General features: G+C 59.1%; 21 protein-coding genes. 17 read left to right on the forward strand and 4 right to left on the reverse strand.

Features of this window, described 5'->3' with window-relative positions:
- Positions 1–107: 107 nt before the first annotated feature.
- On the forward strand, positions 108–2,657 hold the full coding sequence (gene rnr / locus EI293_RS05850) for a ribonuclease R (RefSeq protein WP_125436175.1): 2,550 nt from the start codon (positions 108–110) through the stop codon (positions 2,655–2,657).
- Positions 2,658–2,777: 120 nt separating this feature from the next.
- On the opposite strand, the gene EI293_RS05855 is transcribed toward rnr, so the two are convergent.
- Positions 2,778–3,284 carry a TonB family protein gene (locus EI293_RS05855; RefSeq protein ID WP_170170257.1) on the reverse strand — a complete coding sequence of 169 codons (507 nt, stop codon included), beginning with the start codon at positions 3,282–3,284 and terminating at the stop codon, positions 2,778–2,780.
- A gap of 137 nt (positions 3,285–3,421) precedes the next feature.
- Here EI293_RS05855 and EI293_RS05860 point away from each other — a divergent pair, with 137 nt between their 5' ends.
- The 3 genes from EI293_RS05860 to EI293_RS05870 all read left to right on the forward strand — a co-directional run bounded on the left by EI293_RS05860 (position 3,422) and on the right by EI293_RS05870 (position 5,511).
- Positions 3,422–4,393, forward strand: a complete 972-nt coding sequence (locus EI293_RS05860) for a polyprenyl synthetase family protein (protein WP_125436177.1) — start codon at positions 3,422–3,424, stop codon at positions 4,391–4,393.
- A gap of 92 nt (positions 4,394–4,485) precedes the next feature.
- Positions 4,486–5,124, forward strand: a complete 639-nt coding sequence (locus tag EI293_RS05865; protein WP_125436178.1) for a rhomboid family intramembrane serine protease — start codon at positions 4,486–4,488, stop codon at positions 5,122–5,124.
- 102 nt (positions 5,125–5,226) lie between these two features.
- Complete coding sequence (locus EI293_RS05870) at positions 5,227–5,511, forward strand: PLDc N-terminal domain-containing protein (protein WP_125436179.1); 285 nt, start codon at positions 5,227–5,229, stop codon at positions 5,509–5,511.
- Positions 5,512–5,590: 79 nt separating this feature from the next.
- On the opposite strand, the gene EI293_RS05875 is transcribed toward EI293_RS05870, so the two are convergent.
- Positions 5,591–6,211 carry a DUF2939 domain-containing protein gene (locus tag EI293_RS05875; RefSeq protein ID WP_125436180.1) on the reverse strand — a complete coding sequence of 207 codons (621 nt, stop codon included), beginning with the start codon at positions 6,209–6,211 and terminating at the stop codon, positions 5,591–5,593.
- Positions 6,212–6,345: 134 nt separating this feature from the next.
- On the opposite strand from EI293_RS05875, the gene EI293_RS05880 reads away from it, so the two are divergent.
- The 3 genes from EI293_RS05880 (at position 6,346) to EI293_RS05890 (ending at position 8,808) form a co-directional block, all read left to right on the forward strand.
- Entirely contained in the window at positions 6,346–7,191 is an 846-nt protein-coding gene (locus tag EI293_RS05880; protein WP_125436181.1) for a glycerophosphodiester phosphodiesterase family protein, read from the forward strand.
- A gap of 287 nt (positions 7,192–7,478) precedes the next feature.
- Positions 7,479–7,877, forward strand: coding sequence for a helix-turn-helix domain-containing protein (locus EI293_RS05885; RefSeq protein ID WP_125436182.1), 399 nt, complete (start codon positions 7,479–7,481; stop codon positions 7,875–7,877).
- A gap of 367 nt (positions 7,878–8,244) precedes the next feature.
- Positions 8,245–8,808: an acyl-CoA thioesterase gene (locus EI293_RS05890; RefSeq protein WP_246010541.1), complete on the forward strand. Its 564-nt coding sequence runs from the start codon at positions 8,245–8,247 to the stop codon at positions 8,806–8,808.
- A 308-nt stretch (positions 8,809–9,116) separates the two neighbouring features.
- Here the strand turns inward: EI293_RS05890 and EI293_RS05895 are convergent, their stop codons facing one another.
- Both EI293_RS05895 and recF read right to left on the reverse strand, forming a co-directional pair.
- On the reverse strand, positions 9,117–9,440 hold the full coding sequence (locus EI293_RS05895; RefSeq protein WP_125436183.1) for a DUF721 domain-containing protein: 324 nt from the start codon (positions 9,438–9,440) through the stop codon (positions 9,117–9,119).
- Between the two features lie 63 nt (positions 9,441–9,503).
- A complete protein-coding gene (recF, locus tag EI293_RS05900) occupies positions 9,504–10,616 on the reverse strand; it encodes a DNA replication/repair protein RecF (RefSeq protein ID WP_125436184.1) in 1,113 nt (370 codons plus the stop codon).
- 68 nt (positions 10,617–10,684) lie between these two features.
- Between recF and pdhA the strand changes: the two genes are divergently transcribed.
- The 10 genes from pdhA (at position 10,685) to EI293_RS05950 (ending at position 21,695) form a co-directional block, all read left to right on the forward strand.
- Positions 10,685–11,863, forward strand: a complete 1,179-nt coding sequence (gene pdhA / locus EI293_RS05905; RefSeq protein WP_211339477.1) for a pyruvate dehydrogenase (acetyl-transferring) E1 component subunit alpha — start codon at positions 10,685–10,687, stop codon at positions 11,861–11,863.
- A 54-nt stretch (positions 11,864–11,917) separates the two neighbouring features.
- On the forward strand, positions 11,918–12,694 hold the full coding sequence (locus EI293_RS05910) for a tetratricopeptide repeat protein (protein ID WP_125436185.1): 777 nt from the start codon (positions 11,918–11,920) through the stop codon (positions 12,692–12,694).
- A 158-nt stretch (positions 12,695–12,852) separates the two neighbouring features.
- Positions 12,853–13,329, forward strand: coding sequence for a 6,7-dimethyl-8-ribityllumazine synthase (gene ribH, locus EI293_RS05915; RefSeq protein WP_125436186.1), 477 nt, complete (start codon positions 12,853–12,855; stop codon positions 13,327–13,329).
- A 278-nt stretch (positions 13,330–13,607) separates the two neighbouring features.
- Positions 13,608–13,991: a TraR/DksA family transcriptional regulator gene (locus EI293_RS05920; RefSeq protein ID WP_125436187.1), complete on the forward strand. Its 384-nt coding sequence runs from the start codon at positions 13,608–13,610 to the stop codon at positions 13,989–13,991.
- Positions 13,992–14,163: 172 nt separating this feature from the next.
- Positions 14,164–16,110: a pseudouridine synthase gene (locus EI293_RS05925; protein ID WP_246010542.1), complete on the forward strand. Its 1,947-nt coding sequence runs from the start codon at positions 14,164–14,166 to the stop codon at positions 16,108–16,110.
- A gap of 162 nt (positions 16,111–16,272) precedes the next feature.
- Complete coding sequence (locus EI293_RS05930; RefSeq protein WP_125436188.1) at positions 16,273–17,076, forward strand: type III pantothenate kinase; 804 nt, start codon at positions 16,273–16,275, stop codon at positions 17,074–17,076.
- The gene (locus EI293_RS05935) at positions 17,063–18,415 is read left to right on the forward strand and encodes a porin family protein (protein WP_125436189.1); all 1,353 of its coding nucleotides are present in this window, start codon (positions 17,063–17,065) and stop codon (positions 18,413–18,415) included. The genes EI293_RS05930 and EI293_RS05935 overlap by 14 nt, the downstream gene beginning before the upstream one ends.
- Positions 18,416–18,425: 10 nt before the next feature.
- Positions 18,426–19,013, forward strand: coding sequence for an LPS export ABC transporter periplasmic protein LptC (lptC, locus tag EI293_RS05940; RefSeq protein WP_125436190.1), 588 nt, complete (start codon positions 18,426–18,428; stop codon positions 19,011–19,013).
- 9 nt (positions 19,014–19,022) lie between these two features.
- Positions 19,023–19,286: a hypothetical protein gene (locus EI293_RS05945; RefSeq protein ID WP_125436191.1), complete on the forward strand. Its 264-nt coding sequence runs from the start codon at positions 19,023–19,025 to the stop codon at positions 19,284–19,286.
- Positions 19,287–19,562: 276 nt separating this feature from the next.
- Entirely contained in the window at positions 19,563–21,695 is a 2,133-nt protein-coding gene (locus tag EI293_RS05950) for a SurA N-terminal domain-containing protein (RefSeq protein WP_125436192.1), read from the forward strand.
- Positions 21,696–21,991 lie beyond the last annotated feature (296 nt).

The following is a 21,991-nucleotide window of genomic DNA, read 5'->3' on the forward strand; positions in this document are numbered from 1 at the left end:
TCGGCCTGGATTATCTTACCCCGGGAAACCTCGTAGCAGTACTAGTTTCCCACTTACTCAACCCCGCCGCCTGCGAAAACGACAACCACTGGCGGCCCCTTTTCTACATGAAAGAAAAAGACGAACCCGCCGCCCCCCGCGCCTCCCGCGCGAAGGCAGCCCGTGGCGAGAAAGCCACCACCACGCCCACCGAAATCAGCCAGGATCTGGTGTTTCGCATCTTCCGCGACAATCCCGGCAAAGTGCTGGCCTATCGGCAGCTCTCCCGCCGCTTGGGCGTGACCACTAAAGAGCAGCGCGACGAGATTTTCGCGCACCTCAAGAACCTCAAGAAAAGCGGTCTGCTCACGCTCATGCAGAACGATGAGTACCGCCTCACCGACGACGAAGCCCTGCTGGCGGCGCCCGCCCCGGCCGCCAAAGGCCGCAAGCGCCCGGCAGCCACCCAGGCTTCTGCGGCCCCTGCCGGGGCCCAACCCGCCGACGTGGAGTTTGGCCAGGACCCGCTGGTCCACCGTCGCCGCGAAGCCGGCTTCGACTTCCCCGGCGACAACCGCCGCTCGGGCCGCCGCAGCGGCAAGCCCGACTTTACTGATACCGTAGTAGGCACCGTGGACCTGGCCTCGCAGAAGTTTGCCTTCGTGGTGAGCGAGGAAAGCGAGCAGGACATCCGGGTGTTTACCGACCGCCTCATGTTTGCCATGGAAGGCGACACGGTGCGGGTGCGCCTGCGCGGCTCCCGCGACGGCAAGCCTGTGGGCGACGTGGTGGAAGTCATCAAGCGGGAGCGGGCCGAGATGGTAGGCCGTCTGCAGATGCAGGGTGCCATTGGCTTCGTGAAACCCGATAACCGCAAGCTGTACTTCGATGCGCTGGTAAGCCCAGAGCACCTCGCTGGGGCCCGCCACGGCGACAAGGTGCTGGTGCGCATTACGGAGTTTCCGGAGGGCGATTCGGGCAGCCTGCCGTCGGGCGAGGTCATCCGCAACTTCGGGCCGGCTGGCCAGAACGAGGCGGAGATTAACGCCATCATGGCCGAGTTCGGTTTGCCGTTTGAATTCCCAGCCGAGGTGGAGGAGGAGTCGGAAGCCATTCCGCTGGAAATTCCCCAGGCCGAAATTGCGCGCCGCCGCGACTTCCGCCACATCACCACCTTCACCATCGACCCCGCCGACGCCAAGGACTTCGACGACGCCCTCAGCATTCAGCAGCTCGAAAATGGGCACTGGGAAATAGGCGTCCACATTGCCGACGTGACGCACTACGTGCGCCCCGATATGGCCCTGGAGAAGGAAGCCCGCCACCGCGCCACCTCCGTGTACCTCGTGGACCGTGTGATTCCCATGCTGCCCGAGCGCCTCAGCAACGGCCTCTGTTCCCTGCGCCCCAACGAGGACAAGCTCACCTTCTCGGCCGTGTTTGAGCTGGACGAGAACGGCAAGCTGTACAGCTCCTGGTTCGGCAAAACCGTCATTCACTCCGACCGCCGCTTCGCCTACGAGGATGCCCAGGAGCGCATTGAAGGGTTGGAGTCAGACTACACGGCGGAGGTGCAGCTGATGAATAGCATCGCCAAGAAGCTCTGCGCCGCCCGCTTCCGGCAGGGGGCCATCAGCTTCGAAACCCAGGAGGTGAAGTTCAAGCTGGATGAAAACGGCAAGCCGCTGGGCGTGTACGTGAAGGAGCGCAAGGACGCCCACAAGATGATTGAGGAGTTCATGCTGCTGGCCAACCGCAAAGTGGCCGAGTTTGTGTTCAAGCTCCGCAACCGCAAGCCGCGCTTCACCATGGTGTACCGTGTACACGATGCCCCCGACCCCGAGCGGCTGCAGACCTTCGCGCTATTCGCCAAGAAATTCGGCCATCAGCTCGACCTCACCAACCCCCGCACCATCAGCACCGAGCTCAACGATTTGAGCACTGATGTGGTGGGCCGGCCCGAGCAGAACGTGATTCAGGGCCTGGCCATCCGCACGATGGCGAAGGCTACTTACACCACTGACCCCCGTGGCCACTTCGGTCTGGCTTTCGAGCACTACTCGCACTTCACCTCGCCCATCCGTCGCTACCCCGATATGATGGCGCACCGCCTGCTGGAACACTACCTGGAAGGCGGCGGCAACGTGGAGGTGGAGCCCATTGAGGAGGAGTGCAAGCACTCCTCCACCCGCGAGAAACTGGCCGCCAGCGCTGAGCGGGCCAGCATCAAATTCAAGCAGGTGGAGTTCCTGCAGGACCACATCGGGGAGGAGTTTACGGGCGTTATCTCGGGGCTTACCGAGTGGGGCGTGTACGTGGAAATCCAGGAGAACAAGTGCGAAGGCATGGTGCGCGTGAGCGACATCCCCGGCGACTTCTATGAGCTGGACAAGGACAACTACCGCCTGGTAGGTCAGCGCACCAAGCGCATCATTCAGTTCGGCGACGAAATGCAGGTCATCGTGAAAGCCGCCAACCTGCTCGACCGGACCATCGACTTCGAGCTGGTGGACAACCGCCCCGACTCGGCAAAGAGCCAGGACCGCGACGACCGGAGCGGCCGCCGCGGCTACCGCCCCGAGCGGAGCAGCGGCAGCAACGGTAAGTCCGGCGGCAGTGGCAAGCCTGGCTCAAGCGGCGGCAGCAAGCCCGCCGGTGGTGGCAAGCGCCGCCGCTAACCCGGCTGCATAAGGCAGAGGCAACACTCGCTGTTCAGCCCCGCAGCCCCTCAATCCTGATGCATACAGAAGCCCCCGACGCACTTGGCGTCGGGGGCTTTTTGCTGGCAGAAGGAAGGGCTATTGAAAGATGACCGGGAGCGTGAGGGACATGGGCACGGCGCTGCCGTTGCGGCGGCCGGGCGTGAACTTCGGGAGCCGGCTAACGCAGGCCACAGCCGCCGCATCGTAGGCCGGCGACAGGCCGTGGCCCGGTGCTACCTGCACCTCAGTAACCTCACCTGTAGTAGACACTATCAGGTTCACTAGTATTCGCCCGTGCTGCCGCGGCCCGCGGGGGCGCTGCAGGTTTTTGCGGAGAAAGTTCAGCATGCTTTCCGTCCCACCTGGGAAGGCCGGCATCACCTCCACGTACGTGTACTTGCCCGTGGTAAATGGTAGCGAGTCGATGACTACTACAATAGCGGAGGAAGGAGCAACGGGAGCCGGCTTGCGGGTGGGGCGTGGGGGCGGGGAAACCGGCGCGGGTGGGCGGGCATCCCACCAGTTGTAGGAGTTCTGGGCACGGGCGGTAGTGGCTGCCATCAGTAACAGCCCGAGGCCGAAGAAGCGGGTAGTGGTAACCATAGCGGGGTGGTAATTGTCTGGTTGCTGAACGCGGGACATCGGCCCGAAAGTACGCGGCCCGGTGGTAGCTCGTTCCGGCCTTCGCACCTTCCCCCAACCCGCCGTACCTTGCTCATCTCAATCTTGACTACCTGTTAGTGGATCTGTCCTTCTTCTTCCAAAAACTCACTGCTGGCCTCGCCGATGTTTCCTACGGTGAGCAGCCTGCCAACCTCTACGAGCCCATCCGCTACATCATGGGCCTGGGTGGAAAGCGCATTCGGCCGCTGCTCACTTTGCTCGGTGCTCACCTCTTCACCGATGATCTGGACGCCATCATCAAGCCGGCCCTGGCCACTGAGGTCTTCCACAACTTCACCCTGCTCCACGACGACCTGATGGACCAAGCCCCTTTGCGCCGGGGCCAGGCCACCGTGCACGAGAAGTGGAATGCCAACGTGGCCATCCTGAGCGGCGATGTGATGTTGGTGCGGGCCTATGAGCTGTTCCTCGATGTGCCCCCGCACCTGCTGGCCCACGTGCTGCGCCGTTTCTCGCAGACCGCTGCTGAAGTGTGCGAAGGCCAGCAGTGGGACATGGATTTCGAGACCGAAACCGAGGTCAGCATTGCGCAGTATTTGGACATGATCCGGCTGAAGACGGCCGTACTATTGGGCTTCGCGCTGGAGCTGGGCGCGCTGCTGGCCGGAGCTTCCCGGGAGGATGCCGACCACCTGCGCCAGTTCGGGGTGGGTATTGGGCTGGCCTTCCAACTGCGCGACGATCTGCTGGACGTGTACGGCGACGCGGCCACCTTCGGCAAGCGGGTAGGGGGCGACATCGTGAGCGACAAGAAGACCTACCTGCTGCTTACGGCCCAGGCCCAGGCCAACGCCGCCCAGCGTGCCACGCTGGCCCGTCACATCGGCCAGCCCGTGCCCGATGCCGAGGCCAAGGTGCAGGCAGTGCGCGCCATCTACGATGAGCTCGAAATCCGCCCCCAGACGGAAGCGCTCATCAATGATTACTTCCTCGATGCCTTGCAGCATCTGGAGCGCGTGGCGGCCCCCGAAACGCGCAAACAGCCCCTGCACCAACTGGCCCTTCAGTTGCTGGAACGCGAGCAGTAGGCTCCCGTGTCCTGCGTCGGCAGGATAGATGAGGTATTCGTAAGGAGTAGCGGACTGCTCTTTCCTATTTCCTTTTCCCATTTTCTTCTCTCATGGAATTAACCCCTACGCTGGTGCTGACGGTGCTTACTGCCGGCATCTCACTATACGCCTGGTCGAAACCCGAACTGCTGGACAGCTGGATTCTGGACCCCTACCGCGTGAAGCGCAGCAACGACTGGTACCGCTTCCTCACCTCCGGGTTTTTGCACGCCGATTTCGGGCATCTGCTGTTCAATATGATTGCCTTCTTCTCCTTCGGGCAGACGGTGGAGTACATCTTCCTGCAGCTGTTCGGGCCCACCAACGGGGTGCTGTTTTTCCTACTGCTGTACCTGGGCGGCATCGTGGTATCGGACATTCCCACCTATCTGCGCCACCGCGACGACCCCAACTACCGCAGCCTCGGAGCTTCGGGTGGCGTGGCGTCGGTTATCTTCTCGGCCATCCTGTTTAACCCGATGGGCGGCATCCGCATCTTCCCCATTCCGGTTGATATTCCCAGCTTCATTTTCGGCTTCCTGTACTTGGCCTATTCCTACTACATGGGCCGCCGCCGGGGCGACAACATCAACCACGATGCCCATTTCTATGGCGCGCTTTATGGTATCGTGTTGACTTTCATTTTGTTACCTCGGGTCGGCGGTTTCTTCTGGGACCAAATTCGCAATTCAGGAATGTTAAATATCTGATTTTCAGTTATTTGAAACCTGGATAGATTGAGCTATATATCCATTTCGCAGCAGGAGCGTAAACGCCCGCAGAATACTCTCCAACCCATCACCTCCCTGCACATGAATAAGCTCATCTCCCTCACCAGCCGCATTCCGTCTTTCGCGCTATTGCTTTCTTTAAGCTTAATACCGCTTATCTCTTCTTGTAGCCGCCCGAGCCTATACAAGAGTAATGGCGCTGTGAGCATCTTCGGGGTTATCTACTACATCCTCGCCGTCATCACCATTCTTGACATTTTCAAGCAAGATTGGAGCCTGCTGAAAAAAGTCATCTGGACTATAATAGTGCTCGTGCCCTTTGGTCTGATTCTCTACTATCTGGTATCGGGTAGAGTCAAGAAGTAATAGTGTCATCTCAGTCTCAAGCAAAAAGCCCCGACACGTTGTGCGTGCCGGGGCTTTTTCGTGGCCGGTAGGGGAGATGCTATCGGACCAGTAGGCGCTGCTTTTCCAGGCGGGCAACCTGCCGGATAAGTGCGCCACTGTTGCTAATGGCTGTGGCCTGCCAGTAGTCGCCCTGATTACGCATGCTCACTTCCAGCACCAGCGTTGTGTCGTAGAGGGGCTGCGTGAACTCCAGGCCTATGAAAGCCTGGTTACCCTCCTTACGGGTGTATTTGATGCCTTTGAACCTGCTGCCTTCGCCCACTACTTTCCCGGCCAGCCCCAGCACCGACACGTTCAATGGCCCTGCCGAGCCAGCCTCGGCCGCTGCCTGGGCCGAGCCCGTTTCCACGTAGCGTCTTACCTGCTCCCGCGCCGTGCGGGCCAGCTGCGGCTTGAATAGCTGCAGGGCTCCCGTCAGGGCCAGCCCTCCTGAATTCAGGCCGCTCAGGGCCGCACCCTGCTCCGCCACCTGATCCACTAGGTTGCTGGTGACGCTGCCAATATCCACGTACCGCTCGAAGGTGGCCACGTCGTGGTCGGTCACAGCTTTGTAGGCCTGCATCAGGGAGTATTCGGGGCCGGTCCGGAGCTGCCGGTAGTAGAGGTAGCCGCCTACGGCCAGTACTGCCAGTAGTATGAGCAGAATCGTCTTTTTCATTCGGGGCGAATAGAAAGGTGAGAGAGGGATAGTTACTAATCCTACCGATGCCAGCGAACTTCTTTGCGCCAGTACCGGGTAAACAGAATGCAGCGGGTGGTATCTGTACGAAGCCGAAGGCCGTAGGGCTTACCATGCACACGAAACTCCCTTTCCCGCAGATCCACGGCCACCGGGGCTGCCGCGGACTCCTCCCAGAAAATACCCTGCCGGCTTTCCGCCGGGCCGTAGAAATAGGGGTGGAAGTGATAGAGCTCGACGTGGTGATTTCCGCCGATCAGCAGGTAGTGGTTTCGCACGAACCTTGGATGTCGGCTACCATCTGCCGGCAACCCGACGGCCGTCCCATCCTGCCTGCTGAGCAGGGCCAGCACAACCTCTACTCCATGTCGTATGCCGATATCCGCACGTATGATTGTGGTCTTACGCAACACCCCGGCTTCCCTCTGCAGCAGCCGCAGCCCGCGGTCAAACCCCTGCTCCGGGAGGTAGTGGCGGAGCTGGATAAACTAGCCTGGAGCCTGGGCCAACCGGCAGTGCGCTACAGTGTCGAAATTAAAAGCAGCCCCGCTTACGAGCCCGGCTTCCAGCCGTCGCCGGCCCGGTTTCTGGAGCTTGTGTTGGCCGAGCTCCAAGCCACCGGAATCCTGGCCCGAACCACGCTGCTTTGCTTCGATAAACGCGTGCTCCAACTGGCGCATGTGCAGTGCCCAGAACTGCCTCTTTGCCTACTCGTGGAAGATGCCCAACCGTTGGAACTGCACCTCGCCGGACTGGGGTTTCGGCCCCATGTCTACGGCCCGGATTTCAGATTACTGACTCCCGATGTAGCCGCTTCACTACGCGGCCTGGGTATCGGGCTGGTGCCCTGGACGGTGAACGAGCCAGCCGATCTGCAGCGCGTTCTACGACTACATCCTACCGGTATCACCACTGACTACCCCGACCGTTTACTAGCCCTTCGGTCAGCGGTACAATAGTGGTAAGGCCAGATTACAGGCAGTACAAAACGTGCCTCTCAAGATCTATGTGCATTTGAAGAGCTACCGCAAATGTTACGGATGTAATACCGAATTCGTAATAAATTCTTGTGTTACATAGGTGTAATGCAAGCGTTGTATTACACCTATGTAAAAGCATTTGTAATGTTACACACTGATACACCGTTTGGTTGTGTAACACTATTGTCGATGTATCATGTGTTCTTGCTTACATAAAACAGATTGTACATATTTACACTAAGTCAGATTATTACACCTCTCTTCATATGTCACATCAGGGCGAAATACTGCAGGAAGCCATTAAAAACAGTGGAATCTCCATTACACGTATTGTAGACGAATTAGGTATTACACGTCCTACCATATATCGTAAGTTCAAGGACGAGACACTTGATTACAACTTTGTAAAGCGTATTGGTGAAATTATCGGACATGATTTTTCCCGGGAATTTACATCGTCACATCAATCTGCTTTGCCATTTGCTGTTACACCAGTGATACACAGTGTATCTGTAACAGCTGATAAGCATGTGTCGCATAAATCATTTGTTACACCTTTGGCTGAGACAGATAGTCTAAAACAGCTGATGCAGCTCCAGCAGAAGTATATTGCCTTACTAGAAGCGTATAATGAACTCTTGTTAAGAGTGTATGGTCCTAAGTAATAAGCTTGTTCCACGTGAAACATATCTGTCGCATACCAGTAGCACTACTCTGATACACTTGGTCAGGATTTAAGTCCACTGGCTTTGAGCAGGGCCCATATTACAAAGCGGACAGGTGTAGGTAGAAGTGGCGCAGTAAGAGGTGAGGGCGGGGCAAGGCGTAAGCAAGCAAGAAGAGTTTGATACAGGTAGCAAAATCGTGCAGAGTTGGGTAGTAGTTGAGTCAGCTAGTGGCAGGGTAAGCGTGGTTGTGTTCTGAGTCATGGGGTGTACAGCGGTAAGATTCCCATGGAGCCGAAGTAGGTCGGATGCCGGGGATGGGCGGTATATTTCGGCAGTAGTTATATCTCCTTCTTTTTAGTCTTGCATGTCTGCTGACCATCTGCCTGCCTACCGCCCGGTATCTCATTCCCGGGTTACGCTTACCGAGTTGATGATTCCGGCCTACGCCAATTTCGGCGGGAAGATCCACGGCGGAATTCTGCTCTCCCTGATGGACAAGGTAGCCTACGCAGCAGCCTCTAAACACGCCGGTACCTATTGCGTCACGGTGAGTGTGGATGGGGTGAATTTTCTGCAACCCGTAGAGGTAGGAGAGTTGGTTTCCCTACTGGCCTCGGTGAACTACGTGGGCCGAACTTCCCTGCTCGTCGGCATCAAGGTAATTGCGGAGGATGTGCGTAGCGGCTCGGTCAAGCACACCAATACCTGCTACTTTACCATGGTAGCCAAGGACGATGACGGCCGGCCCAGTCAGGTGCCCGGCCTGCTGCTGGAAACCCCCGATGATACCCGCCGCTTTCTGGAAGCCATCAAGCGCCGCGAGTTTAAGGAACAGTACCGGCAGGAGTTCGATAATGCCCGCTCCATTCTGGCCGTGGAGGAGCAACAGCATCTGCTGGAAAAGGAGCGGTGTCGGCTGGGTTACTAACGCACTGCCGGAGAGAAGAGGCCGAGCTGTAAACGAAACGCTGCCGCTCGGCTCCACTCTGCGTTCCGGTAAGGTAGCGGGGGGGCAGTGCTGCGTGCGGTAGTGCTCGGCAGGGGTAAGGGGGGCGCTACTGCTATGGCGGCACATTCTTCTTCGCCTATACTTCGGTTACCCATCCCTGCTCATCTCTCGGGGCCACTCAGGCGCGCTGGGAGCACCTCCTCCTCAGTCAGTGGGTATTCTAAATAAACCGGCCCTGGCTTGTGTGCCGGGGCCGTGTGATACTTTTTACTGAGACGAGTATTTCGCTACAGAAATACGACTTCCTTGATGATGTCCTCGCCGACTTCGGCGTTAAGGTTTTCCAGCACCCGGGTCTTGGCCATGAATAGCTCGTGCTTGAGGGGAGCGGAAGAGAGGCGCACAAAAAGCTTGTTGTTGCTAACGTACACCTGCTGGGTTTTCATGGCTACAGCTTTGCCCATCACCTTCTCCCAGCTAGCTACTACGGTTACCTCGTTGAGCTTACCTTGGAGCCGGTATACCCGCAGCAGCGCCTTGATACCATCCTTGAGCGGAACAATATCAGACTGTCGCGAATTTTCGGACGAGTATGGTTTTTTGAGTGCCATTATGGTAATTAACGCGCGAGAAAACTATCACGCCGGAAGCCTCAAAGATACCACCAGCCCTAGCTAAAGCGGCTTGACCACGCCCAATTCAACCCGGAACCGGCGGATATCTTCGGAGAGGTCGGCCAGCACCTGGTCGGTGCGTTCCAGGTGGGTATCAGTCAGGAAAATCTGGCCGAAGGTATGATTGGCTACCAGCTGCATCAGGCGGGTGATGCGCTTCTCGTCGAGACGGTCGAAGATGTCATCCAACAGTAGCAGGGGTTTTTGCTGCTTGTGCGCGGCTAGTATTTCGAACTGCGCCAGCTTAAGGGCAATGGCAAACGACTTCTGCTGCCCTTGCGAGCCGTAGCTTTTCACCGGCAACTCATCCATTAAAAAAGTGAAGTCGTCACGGTGGGGGCCGGTGGTAGTACGCTGCAACGTGAGGTCCTTGCGCTCATTCAGGCGGAGGAGCTTCAGGAAGTCGGCCCCGGGCAGCTCACTCTTATAGGTAAGCGTGACAACCTCGCGGGCATCCGCCAACTGCTCGTAGTGGCGCTGAAAGATGGGCTCGAACTCCGTAAGGAATTCCTGCCGCCGCCGCACCAGCTGCTCGCCTACCGGAGCCAGCTGTTCATCCAACACTAGCAGGTAGTCTCGGTCGTAACCGGCCTGGCGGTCGGTGGCCAGCTTAAGCAGGGAGTTGCGCTGCTTCAGCAGATGCGTGTACCGGATCAGCTGCTCCAGGTACGTGTGGTCGAGCTGGGAGAGGAGGCTGTCGAAGTACTTGCGCCGCTCCTCGCTGCCCTGCCGGATCAGGTCGGTATCATAAGGCGAGATGAGCACCACCGGATACCGCCCGATGTGGTCCGATACCCGCTCGTACGCCTGCTTGTCGTGCGTCACGGTTTTCTTCTGACCCTGACGCAGGCTGCACTGGATGGTTTCGGGCTTCTCATCGGGGGTAGGTTGGAAGCGGCCCCGAACCACAAACAACTCCTCGCCCTGCTTGATGCTCTGGGCATCGGAGGCCGTAAAGGCGCTCTTGGTCAGAGAGAGGTAGTGGATTGCGTCGAGCAGATTGGTCTTGCCGCTGCCGTTGTCGCCCACGAAGCAGTTGATGTGGGCGGAGAAGCTCAGATTGGCTTCTTCGTAGTTTTTGAAGAACAGCAGATGGAGGCTTTCGAGGTTCATGCTTAAGGTTCGGAATTGCAATCCTTTTACGTACTTTCGCATCCCAAACGCGAACAACCGAAAGCAAGATGGCGGAGACGAAAGTAAAGGCTGCCCCCAAGGCTTCCAATTCGACGAAAAAATCGTCGGCCCCGAAAGCGGCCCCCAAGGGCAAAGCTGCGGCTGCTAAAACAGCCAAGCAGCCCGACCCGGTATTGCCTCCTTCCACTGAGGAAGCCAAGGCAGCTACGGGAGCTCCTAAAGCAACGAGCCCGGCCCAGCCGGAGTTTTCGAAGGAAACCTACCTCGCCTGGTACGAGCAAATGCAGCTCATGCGCAAGTTTGAGGAGAAGGCAGGTCAGCTGTACGGTCAACAGAAGATTAAAGGTTTCTGCCACCTCTACATTGGCCAGGAGGCCTGCGTAGCGGGTGCCGTGTCGGCCCTCACCAAGGACGACAAATGGATTACCGCTTACCGTGACCACGCCCACCCGCTGGCCCTGGGTACTTCGCCCAACGCCATCATGGCCGAGCTGTATGCCAAAGCCACTGGTTGCTCCAAAGGCAAAGGCGGTTCCATGCACATGTTCGATAAGGAAGTGAACTTCATCGGTGGCCACGGCATCGTGGGGGCGCAGGTGCCCATGGGTGCCGGCATTGCCTTTGCCGAGAAGTACAACAAGACCGGCAACCTGTGCATTTGCTACATGGGCGACGGTGCCGTGCGGCAGGGTGCCCTGCACGAAGCTTTCAACATGGCTATGCTGTGGAAGCTGCCCGTCATCTTCGTGGTAGAAAACAACGGCTACGCCATGGGTACCTCGGTACAGCGCACGTCCAACGTGACGGAGCTGCACCACATCGGCCGCGGCTACGACATGCCGTCGGAGCCGGTGAATGCCATGAACGTGGAGGACGTGCACAATGCCGTAGCCCGCGCCGCCGAGCGTGCCCGGGCCGGAGAAGGTCCTACCTTCCTCGAGTTCAAAACCTACCGCTACAAAGGTCACTCGATGAGCGACCCGGCCAAGTATCGCACCAAAGAGGAGCTGGAAGACTACCGCTCCCGCGACGCCATCGAAGCCGTACGCCACACCATCCTGACTCATAATATGGCTACCGAAGAAGACTTGGTGGCCATTGATGAGAAGATCAAAGGACAGGTAGCCGAGTCGGTGGAGTTTGCCGAGAACTCGCCCTTCCCTACGGCCGACGAGCTGTACAAGGACGTGTACGTACAACAGGACTACCCCTACATCCGCGACTAGTTCGCCGGCAGGTTATCAGGCCGCTTTCGGTGGCCGCCTTTTTGAGTAATTCCCATGTCGAAGATTCCGTTCACAGGCAAAAGCCAGCAGGCACGTCAGCAGCAACCGCGCGTTGTCCCTTCCGACCCCACGCAGCCGCTGGAGGCGTACAACCCCGAGCACCCGCTGCTGGAAGACCCCGATGCCCTGGCTATCCGGCTGGTGGAATCGGAGGACTTTGTGCGGCGCAATAAGAGTGTGTTGCTGGGTTTGCTGGCCGTAGTGGTGCTGGCCGTGGCTGGTGGCTTCGGCTACTACCTGTGGCGCGGCTCGCAGGATACCAAAGGGCAGGCAGCCTTATTCCAGGCAGTGAGCTATTGGGAAGCCGACTCGCTGCAGAAAGCTATGAAGGGCGACGGCCGCAATTTGGGGCTGGAGCGTGTGGCTTCGGAATACAGTGGCACCGACGCTGGCAACCTGGCCAACTTCTACGCCGGAGTAGCCGCGCTGAAAGAAGGCAAGAACAAGGAAGCCATCGACTACCTGGAAGACTTTAGCTCTGATGACTACCTAGTGCAGGCCCGGGCGTACTCCTTGCTGGGTGATGCGCACCTGGAAATGAATCAGGCCAAGGAAGCCGCTGACTTCTACAACAAAGCCGCCAACCACAACGCCAACGAGTTCTTCTCGCCCGGCTACCTGTTGAAGGAAGCTACGGCCCGCGAAGTCGCTAAGGACTATGACGGTGCCATTACGGCGTACAACAAGATCCTGACCGACTACGCTTCAGCGGCTGAGGCTACGGAAGCAAAGGAATACAAGGCCCGCGCCGAAGCACTGGCTGGTAAATAAACATAGCTGGATGAAGCTTGTGCTTCACCCTTACAGCGAGGCGGCCCCCGGGCCGCCTCGCTTGTTTTCAGGGCTAGCCGGCCGGAGTAGAGCCCGTCGCCTATCTTTGCCCGCACGAAGCTTTGGGCTTCTCTTCTTCGTTTCAAATTCCCCGCCACATGGCTACCTCCCTCAAAAACCTGAGCGACTATACTTCTGACCACTTCGTTGATATCAGCGAGAAACGCTTCGGGCTGGTGGTGGCCGAGTGGAACCGCGAAATTACCGACACGCTGGCGCAGGGTGCTTTCGATACGCTCATCAAGCACGGGGCCAAGCCCGAGAACATCTTCCGCAATACGGTGCCCGGTAGCTTCGAGCTGACGCTGGGAGCCCAGCTGCTGGCCCAGCACGAGGAAATTGACGCAGTTATCTGCCTGGGCGTGGTTATCCAAGGGGAGACCAAGCACGATGACTACATCTGCCACGCGGTGGCCAGCGGCATTACCAACGTAGGACTGAAATTCAATAAGCCGGTCATCTTCGGCCTCGTTACCACCAATACCTTGGAGCAGGCCTGGGACCGGGCCGGCGGCAAGCACGGCAACAAAGGCGTGGAAGGAGCCGTAGCCGCCATCCATATGCTGGGGTTCTAAGCCTTGCTTGCTACGGCTGAGCTTACTTGGCGAAACCGGGGCTCTGGCTGATATCGTGCTGATTACCGGACAAAGCCGTAGCTTTGCGGCCGGAAATCGTCTGGCTATCGGGACCACCGGGGCTGGTAGATGCACTCCGGCTGCTGAGGGCCTGCGCGGGTAACCTAAACTTATTCGCGGAGGCTGCTGTTGGGCGTAACTACTGGATACTCAGTGGCTGCCAGAGCCGGCATCATAGTATACGTAGTCCATCTTTACATCCTCTTCCTGCAACCGACATGAGTGAAGCACCCCTACGCTATTCCAGGGAAGAACTGGCTGAGTTTGAACAAATCATTCAAGCCAAAGTCACGGCTGCCCGCAAAGAAGTAGCGTTCATCAAGGAAACCCTGAGCCGCAAGAACGATACCGGTACCGACAACACGGCCTCCTCTTCGAAGGTGCTGGAAGACGGGGCCGACACGGCCGAAAAAGAAAGTCTGAACCAGTTGGCTTCGCGCCAGATGAAGTTCATTCAGCAGCTCGAAAACGCGCTGATCCGCATCAAGAACGGCACCTATGGCGTCTGCATTGGTACCGGTAAGCTCATTGCCAAGGAACGTCTGCGCGCCGTACCGCACACCCAGCATTCCATCGAAGCCAAAATGGCCCGTCGCGACTAACCGCACCGGTTGCTATAAGTACTGCCCGGACCCGGGGCCTGTCTGGACCATAAAAGGTCCTCCGGGCTGCTGGTCCGGGCACTGTTTTCGGGTGCTAGGCGTTACGCCTGCTCCCTGCTTTTTCTGATTATCAACCTGTACCGTAGCGATACGGCACGCATGCTTCTTCCATATGGGCAAGAAACACTTCTCCGGCGATGCGCCCGGCCGCCGTGGCCGCACCACCGGCGCCGGTCGTCCTTCCGACAGCCGCAATAACGACAGCCGTGGCAACGATAACCGTTCCTCGGACAACCGTGGCAATGACGGGTTCCGCAAGTTTATGCAGCCCGGCCAGGAGCGGGCCGAGCGCACGGGTGGTAACCCGCGCTTCGGGCAGAACGGCGGCAGTTCGGATGAGCGGCGGGGTAACTCTGACCGTTCCTCGTTTGGGCGTTCCAGCGGTGGTAGCTTCGGCGGTGGCCCGCGTAAATTCGGCAACTCAGCCGGAGGCAACAGCTTTGGTGGCCCGAAGAAGTTCGGTAACTCGGCCGGCGGCTCCTTCAACCGGGGCGGCCGCGACGCCCGTGGCGGCGACGACGCGCGCCGCAGCGGGGGCTACGGTGAGAACCGCGAGGAGCGGCCCGTGCGCCCGGTGCGCGAGTTTGAGCCCAAGAAAACCTGGCAGGGTCAGCCCTACCGGAACCAGGAAGGACAGTCGGCCGTGCCGCGTGGGTTGCCCGGCGAGCGGAACCGCAAATTCATCAAGCAGAACCCCAACCCCCAGGACGAGCCCGAAACGTTCCGCCCCCGGCAGGAGGAAGCGCGCCCGATGCGCGAGGCGGCTCCCGGTGAGCGGGAAATCCGGGCGGCTCGTCAGTTCGATTTCCGTGGCCGACCTTCCGATCTTGACAACGAGCAGACGGAGCGCGCTGAGCGCCCCGAGCGTTCCTCCCGTTCAGAGTGGTCGGAACGGCCGGAGCGTACCGAGCGCCCCGCCCGCTTTGAGGCCGATGACCGCCGGGAGCGGCCGGTTCGTCGGACCGAGGAAAGTGGTGAGCGGCGCGACTTCGGCAACCGGCCGAGCTTTGGGGCCGGGGCAACCGGTGAGCGGCGCACGAGCCGGCCGGGTACCTTCGGGGACCGGCGCGACAGCCGGGGCTCCGACCAGGACCGCCGTGGCGCCTTCGGCGACAAGCGCAGCTTCGGCAGCAACAAGCGCGACGGCCGTTCTTCGTCGGAGGAGCGCCCCAAGCGTGCCCACGACGAGTACGCGGGCCGGGGTGCCCAGACGCCTAACACCAATCAGGCCGGCAAGCGTAAGTACGGCGAAGTAGCCGGCGAAGCGCCCGACTACAAGAACCTCAAGCACTACGAGGACGACAAAACCCGGGGTAACAAGCGTCGGCGTGAAGAAGATGATACGACGGGGGAAGAAGTTCGCCTGAACCGCTACATCGCCAACGCCGGCATCTGCTCCCGCCGCGACGCCGACGCCCTGATTGCCGCCGGCGAAATCAAGGTGAACGGGCAGGTAGTGACGGAAATGGGCTACAAAGTGCAGCCTTCCGACACGGTCCAGTACGGCAAGACCAACCTCAACCGCGAGAAGCAGGTGTACGTGCTCCTCAACAAGCCCAAGGACTTCCTCACCACCACCGAGGACCCCGAAGGCCGCCGCACTGTGATGGAGCTGGTGAAAGGGGCCTCTAAGGAACGGCTGTTCCCCGTAGGCCGCCTCGACCGGAATACGACGGGCCTGCTGCTGTTCACCAATGATGGCGAAGTGGCGCAGAAACTTTCGCACCCCTCGCACCGCAACAAGAAAATCTACCAGGTGGAGCTGGACAAGCCCCTCACGGAAGAGCACCTGAAGCAGATTGCCGATGGCGTGATGCTGGAAGACGGCAAAGCCGACGTGGATGATGTGGCCGTAGTGGCCGGCAACCCGCACTTTGTGGGCGTGGAAATTCACATTGGCCGTAACCGCATTGTGCGCCGCATTTTCGAGCACCTGGGCTATGATGTAGTGACGCTGGACCGGGTACAGTATGCCGGCCTGACCAAAAAAGACCTGCCCCGTGGCAAATGGCGCTTCCTTTCTGAGAAAGAAGTGATTCGCCTGAAGTATTTCATGTAAGCACGCAACCGCCCGCCCGGCGGGTGGCTCCTGATGGTGAAGTTGTGAAATAGGGAAGTGGTGAGTGGATGGATTTTTAATCCGACACCTAGCACTTTGCTCATTCCACAGCTTCACCATTTTTGTGCCGCCGAATGGCAGCCCCGCAAATAAAGGAACATCATGCTTCAACAGGTGCAGCATGACGTTCTGGATATCCTGTCCACTTCATCACGTTCCCACTTGCGTACCCTGGCCCTCGATATTGGTAACACAGCCGTGAAGTACGGTTGCTTCGAAGCTGATACGCTAGTGGAATCGGCTACCGGGCAGACGCCGGAGCAGGTACGGGCAGCCGTGCAGCGGCTGCAGCCGGAGCACGTAATCCTGGCCTCGGTAGCGGAGCCCACGGCCGACTGGGCCGAAGAGCTACGCCAGCTGGTGCCGGGGCAAGTCCTGGAGTTCGTGCCGGCCACCACGCCGTTGCCCATCGGCAATGCGTACGCCACACCGCACACGCTCGGCGCCGACCGGCTGGCGGCGGCCGTGGGAGCCGCCTGGCTGCTTCCTGGTCGTTCGGTGGTGATAATAGATGCCGGTACGGCCATCAAATGCGACCTGGTCACGGCTGATGGTGTCTTTCGGGGCGGTAGTATTTCACCGGGGCTGGCTATGCGTTTTCAGGCCCTGCATACGTTTACCGGGCGGCTGCCGCTCATTGCCAAACCCGCAGACCCAGCCGCTACTGTGCCGCTGACCGGAGCCGATACCCAGGCCGCCATTCGGAGTGGGGTGCTGAACGGGGCGTCAGCGGAAGTGGGTGGAATGCTAGCTGAATATGAGGCGCAGTTTCCGGGCCTGGCAGTGCTGGTAGCCGGTGGTGACGCCGGCTTTTTCCGCACCCGGCTGAAACGGCCTATCTTTGTTGTTCCGGAGCTCGTGTTAATGGGGCTTCACCGAATTTTAGTACACCATGTCTCAACCTAACTACGCCGGCCTGGCCGGTGGTCTTTCGCTGCTGGGGCTGCTGGCAGCCTCGCCGGCCGCACTGGGGCAGGGCCTCGGTAACTCGCCTTACTCGCGCCTGGGCCTGGGCGACGCCAGCATGAACTCGGGCGGCGTCCGGCAAATGGGCATGGGAGGCATCGGCGTAGCCGCGCCCAACAGCGTGAACGTGAACGAGCTGAACCCGGCCCTGGTGTACTATACCAGCCGCACCACGTTTGAGGCCGGGTTTACGGGACAGTTCAAGACCCTGAAGAACACCGTAAGCAGCCAGCAGACCGGCTCGGGCACGCTGGGCTATCTGGCCTTGGCGGTGCCCATCAACCGCCGCTGGGCGGGGCTTATCGGCCTGAAACCCTATAGCACGGTTGATTACGAATCGAAAACCCTGGACAACACGGTGGTTGGCGACCCTACTTCGCAGGTAGAGAAACGCTACACCGGTTCGGGCGGGTTGGCCGAAGCGTACATGAGCCACGCCGTACGGGTTGCCAAAGGGCTGACCCTGGGTGCCTCGGCGGGCTACGTGTTCGGCAGCATCGACCAGGACGCCAGCACCCGCATCGGTAGCAGCACCTTGGCCCTGGATCTATCTAACCGGGATATTTACCAGCAGCACATTCATTATTCCGACTTTGCTTTCCGGACGGGCCTGCACTACCGGGGGCAGATCAAGGAGAAGCTGAACTACAACGTGGGCGGAACGTACAGCTTCCGCTCCAACCTGAACGGGGAGCGAAGCGTCAGCCTGTTGCGCGAAGACTTCAATGGCATTCAGATTGGGTCAACGGCCCTGGAAATTGACGCGGTCGGCAAGGCCCGGGTGCCCGCGCTTACCCAGTTGGGCATCAGCCTCGATAATAACCGCAGCTGGAGCTTAAGCGCCGAAGGTAGCCGCCAGGAATGGTCGCAGTTTCGGGCGTTTGGGGAACAGGGCGGCTCCTCCGGGATTCTGCTTTCTGATACCTACCGTTTTGGCGTAGGCGGAGAGTTGACGCCGGATGCTACCTCCGTGGATAATTACTTCAAACGGGTGACGTACCGGGCCGGCCTGAACGTGGCCCAGCTGCCTTACCGCCCCGGCGGCCAGACGCTCTACGACCGGTCGGTGAGCTGGGGCTTTGCTTTGCCGCTCCCCACCGCCACACCGCTCGATGCTACAACCATCAGCCTGGGTTTCACCTACGGCCAGCGGGGTAATACCGATGTGCGAAGCCTGTCGGATGGTTCCACGGAGCGCAACGTGAAAGAAGACTACGTGCGCATGCAGTTGGGCGTGACGCTCAACAACCGGTGGTTTATCAAGCGCCGCATTGAGTAATCCCGCTCCTATGTTCCCGGTTTCTGTTCGTCTGGTTTCGGTGTTGGTGGGGGTAACCCTACTCACGGCGGGCTGCCGTAAGAGCAGCGACGAGGTAGCCGCCAAGCCGATCGAATACAAGGGCCCTACCGTGGAAACCGAGAACGTACTCATGCTGGTCAGCGACTCGGCCAAGCTGCGTATTCGCCTCACGGCCCCGCTGGAGCAGCAGTTTGAGTCGGGCGACATGTTGTACCCCAAGGGCGTGAAGCTGACGTTTCTCGGGGCCGACGGGCAGGAGGTGGTCAATACCATCACGGGCAAGTACGGTAAGTTTGAGAAGGCCAAGAACCTCTACACCATGCGCGGCGACGTGCGGGTTGTAAACGTGCCCAAGCAGCAGCGCATGAATACGGAGGAGGCTTTTTACGATAAGCTGAAAGCTACCATTTACACCAAAGAGCAGACGGAAATCAAGGTGACCACGCCCACGGAAGTCCTCACGGGCCGGGGGCTGACGGCCAACCAGGATTTCTCGCGCTACCGTATCCTGACGCCCACCGGCGTGTTCACGCTGCAAAATGCTCCTACGGCCGCTCCGGCCAAGCTTACCCGCTAACCTCTTCGCATGAACCGCTTCTGGGAGCCCGGCATCAGCCGGACCATCTTGTTTGCCCTGTCTATTGTCACGTTCGTCATTGCCTGCTACCAAACGCTGGTAACGGGCAAAATGGAGGGATTATATCAGAATTACTGGCTGTTTATGCTCTCCTTCGGGATGGTGATTGGACTGCGCTACCTCCGTCAGCGCGATAAAGTAGCGGCGGCCGAGACAGAAGCAGCCCGCAAAGCAGCCGCTCCGCCCGCCAAAAAACCGAAGAAGAAAAAGTAAACTTTCTGCTAGTACAGACGGCTACAACATTAATAAAGCCCAAGTCCCTGATATCCGTGCGGATGCCAGGGACTTGGGCTTTGTACCGCTTTAACGTTTTGAAATAGCAAAGCTGCTAGCCCCTATTTCAGCGGCTCAGCACCGGGAAAACGACCGTACGTCCTGCGCTACCGCCGAAACCAGATGACTACCGCGCCATTTCATTACCTAATGACCATCTTTTTTGGTTATTTTGCACCTCTTTCACCTTTTCTTACTGCGCTTTTTTTCAAGTAAATGGCATTAATCAACACGATTCGAGAAAAATCGGGCTGGGCGGTCGGGGCCATCATCATCGGCCTGCTGCTCTTTATGCTCGGCGGTGACTTCCTGTATGGCCGGAGCAGCATCTTCGGCAAAAACGATACGTCGGTAGGCGAAGTGGCCGGGGAAAAGGTGGAGTACGAGGCCTTCAACGCCACGCTGGAGCAGGCCAAGCAGCAGTTTATTCAGCAGCAACAGCGCCAGCCCGACGACCAGGCGCTGGGCTATCTGCGCGACCAGGCCTGGAACCAGACGCTCTACCGCATTGCCTTCCAGAAGGAATTCGACAAGCTGGGCCTGAAAGTATCCGACGAGGAACTCACCGACATGGTGCAAGGCAACAACGTGCACCCCAGCATCCGTCAGGCCTTCACCGACCCCAAGACGGGCCAGTTTGATGTGCTGAAAGTGAAGGAGTACCTGCGTAACCTCGATAAGATGGACCCGCAGGCCCAGGCTGCCTTTGCCAACTTCGAAGCTAACCTGCGCCCTGAGCGGCTGGGAACCAAGTACAACAACCTGCTCAAAATGAGCACCTACGTGACCTCGGCCGAAGCCAAGCGCTACAACGAAGGCCAGGCCGCCCAGGCCAGCCTGCGCTACCTGTTCGTGCCCTACTTCTCTCTCTCTGATTCGAGCGTGAAAGTGAGCAACGAGCAGCTGCAAGCTTACATTGATAAGAACAAGGGCCGCTACAAAGTGGAGGACGGCCGCAGCATCGAGTACGTGGTGATTCCGGTAACGGCTTCGGTAGAAGACAGCACCACCATCCGCAAGACGGTGGATGAGCTGGCTACCCAGTTCGCCGCCGCTCCGGTGGACTCGGCTTTCGTGAAACTGAACTCCGAAAACGCGACCAGCCCCGCTTTCCTCTCGCCAGCCGATATGCCCGAGAAGCTCCGCGCCCAGCTGCCGCTGCAGGTAGGCAAAGTGTACGGCCCTTACGCTGAAAACGGCACCTACTCGCTCTACAAGATATCGAGCCAGAAAGCCGGTACCCAGGCTGCCGCCCGCGCCAGCCATATCCTCATCAAGCCCGAAGGCACCACGCCCGAGGCGGATGCCGCCGCTAAAGCCAAGGCCACGGAAGTGCTGAACAAGATCAAAGGCGGTGCCGATTTCGCCGCCATGGCCCGGCAGTACGGTACCGATGGTACCACCGCTACCGGCGGCGACCTGGGCTGGTTCCAGCAGGGCCGCATGGTACCCGAGTTCGAGAAGGCGGTGTTTGCTGCTTCCTCGGCCGGCCTGTTGCCCGCTCCCGTGAAAACGTCGTTCGGCTACCACATCATCAAAATTACGGCTCCCAAAACCTCGCAGACCTATCAGGTGGCCACGGTGCAGAAAAGCATTCAGCCCACCGACGCCACCCGCGACGCCGCCTACCAGAAAGCCCAGGAGCTGAAAGGCGCCGCTACCGATCTGGCTTCGTTCCGCGCCGCCGTGGCCAAGGATAAGAGCCTGCAGAAAATGGAAGCCAAAGGCCTCGGCCGCGGCGACCAAGCCGTGAACAACATCCAGAACGGCCGCTCCATTGTCCGCTGGGCCTACGGTGTGAACCCCGAAGGCTCGCCTACGGAAGTAGGCGACGTATCGCGCGTGTTCGATGACGTGGGCGACCAGTACGTAATTGCCGTGCTGACCGGCGAGCGGACCAAAGGCACCGCCGATGTAGCCAGCGTGAAGCCCGAAGTAACCGCCCTCGTGCGCAACGAGCTGAAAGCCGAGCAGATCATCAGCAAGCTGAACGCCGCCAAAGGCGCCACGCTGGAGCAGATTGCTCAGGCCTACGGCAGCGCCGCCCAGGTAAAAACCGCCGACAACGTGGTATTGGGCCAAGGTATGATTCCCGGCCTCGGCTCCGAGCCGGTAGCCGTGGGCAAAGCCTTCGGCCTGAAGCCCGGCCAGAAATCGAAAGCCTTTGCTGGTGAGCAGGGCGTGCTGATGGTAGAAACCGTGAGCACCACGCCCGCTCCCGCCACCGCCGACGTGAAAGCCGCCAAGCAGCAGCTGACCGCCCAGCGCGTAGCCCGCGCCGATGGCCTCATCTTTGAAGCCGTGAAGCAGCACGCCAACGTGAAGGACAACCGCACCAAGTTCTTCTAAGCCTGATAAGGCCGGAAAATGTAAAAGGGCCGTACCTTAGGGTGCGGCCCTTTTTTGATGTAGTGAATCGGTGAATTGGTGAGTAGTAAGCCATACGTAACCGGGTATAGAAAGAACGTCATGCTGAGCTTGCCGAAGCATCTCTACCGCTTCATTGTGGTAGTAAATCAACGAAGCGGTAGAGATGCTTCGGCAAGCTCAGCATGACGTTCATACTGTTACTTACGAACCGGTGCTTAAATCTGAGATGCAGACCGCGCAACTAGTGTCGGCCTAGCGTTCAACTCACTAACTCA

Source organism: Hymenobacter perfusus (assembly GCF_003944765.1).
GTDB lineage: Bacteria > Bacteroidota > Bacteroidia > Cytophagales > Hymenobacteraceae > Hymenobacter > Hymenobacter perfusus.

What these genes read in the sequence shown, in the direction of transcription:
- EI293_RS05930 (WP_125436188.1), top strand. Translation starts at nt 16,273, where the DNA reads ATGCTTCAACAGGTGCAGCATGACGTTCTGGATATCCTGTCCACTTCA.
- EI293_RS05885 (WP_125436182.1), top strand. Translation starts at nt 7,479, where the DNA reads ATGTCACATCAGGGCGAAATACTGCAGGAAGCCATTAAAAACAGTGGA.
- EI293_RS05870 (WP_125436179.1), top strand. Translation starts at nt 5,227, where the DNA reads ATGAATAAGCTCATCTCCCTCACCAGCCGCATTCCGTCTTTCGCGCTA.
- lptC (WP_125436190.1), top strand. Translation starts at nt 18,426, where the DNA reads ATGTTCCCGGTTTCTGTTCGTCTGGTTTCGGTGTTGGTGGGGGTAACC.
- EI293_RS05925 (WP_246010542.1), top strand. Translation starts at nt 14,164, where the DNA reads ATGGGCAAGAAACACTTCTCCGGCGATGCGCCCGGCCGCCGTGGCCGC.
- EI293_RS05950 (WP_125436192.1), top strand. Translation starts at nt 19,563, where the DNA reads ATGGCATTAATCAACACGATTCGAGAAAAATCGGGCTGGGCGGTCGGG.
- EI293_RS05890 (WP_246010541.1), top strand. Translation starts at nt 8,245, where the DNA reads ATGTCTGCTGACCATCTGCCTGCCTACCGCCCGGTATCTCATTCCCGG.
- EI293_RS05935 (WP_125436189.1), top strand. Translation starts at nt 17,063, where the DNA reads ATGTCTCAACCTAACTACGCCGGCCTGGCCGGTGGTCTTTCGCTGCTG.
- EI293_RS05880 (WP_125436181.1), top strand. Translation starts at nt 6,346, where the DNA reads ATGCACACGAAACTCCCTTTCCCGCAGATCCACGGCCACCGGGGCTGC.
- ribH (WP_125436186.1), top strand. Translation starts at nt 12,853, where the DNA reads ATGGCTACCTCCCTCAAAAACCTGAGCGACTATACTTCTGACCACTTC.
- EI293_RS05920 (WP_125436187.1), top strand. Translation starts at nt 13,608, where the DNA reads ATGAGTGAAGCACCCCTACGCTATTCCAGGGAAGAACTGGCTGAGTTT.
- pdhA (WP_211339477.1), top strand. Translation starts at nt 10,685, where the DNA reads ATGGCGGAGACGAAAGTAAAGGCTGCCCCCAAGGCTTCCAATTCGACG.
- EI293_RS05945 (WP_125436191.1), top strand. Translation starts at nt 19,023, where the DNA reads ATGAACCGCTTCTGGGAGCCCGGCATCAGCCGGACCATCTTGTTTGCC.
- EI293_RS05865 (WP_125436178.1), top strand. Translation starts at nt 4,486, where the DNA reads ATGGAATTAACCCCTACGCTGGTGCTGACGGTGCTTACTGCCGGCATC.
- EI293_RS05855 (WP_170170257.1), bottom strand. Translation starts at nt 3,284, where the DNA reads ATGGTTACCACTACCCGCTTCTTCGGCCTCGGGCTGTTACTGATGGCA.
- recF (WP_125436184.1), bottom strand. Translation starts at nt 10,616, where the DNA reads ATGAACCTCGAAAGCCTCCATCTGCTGTTCTTCAAAAACTACGAAGAA.
- EI293_RS05910 (WP_125436185.1), top strand. Translation starts at nt 11,918, where the DNA reads ATGTCGAAGATTCCGTTCACAGGCAAAAGCCAGCAGGCACGTCAGCAG.
- rnr (WP_125436175.1), top strand. Translation starts at nt 108, where the DNA reads ATGAAAGAAAAAGACGAACCCGCCGCCCCCCGCGCCTCCCGCGCGAAG.
- EI293_RS05895 (WP_125436183.1), bottom strand. Translation starts at nt 9,440, where the DNA reads ATGGCACTCAAAAAACCATACTCGTCCGAAAATTCGCGACAGTCTGAT.
- EI293_RS05875 (WP_125436180.1), bottom strand. Translation starts at nt 6,211, where the DNA reads ATGAAAAAGACGATTCTGCTCATACTACTGGCAGTACTGGCCGTAGGC.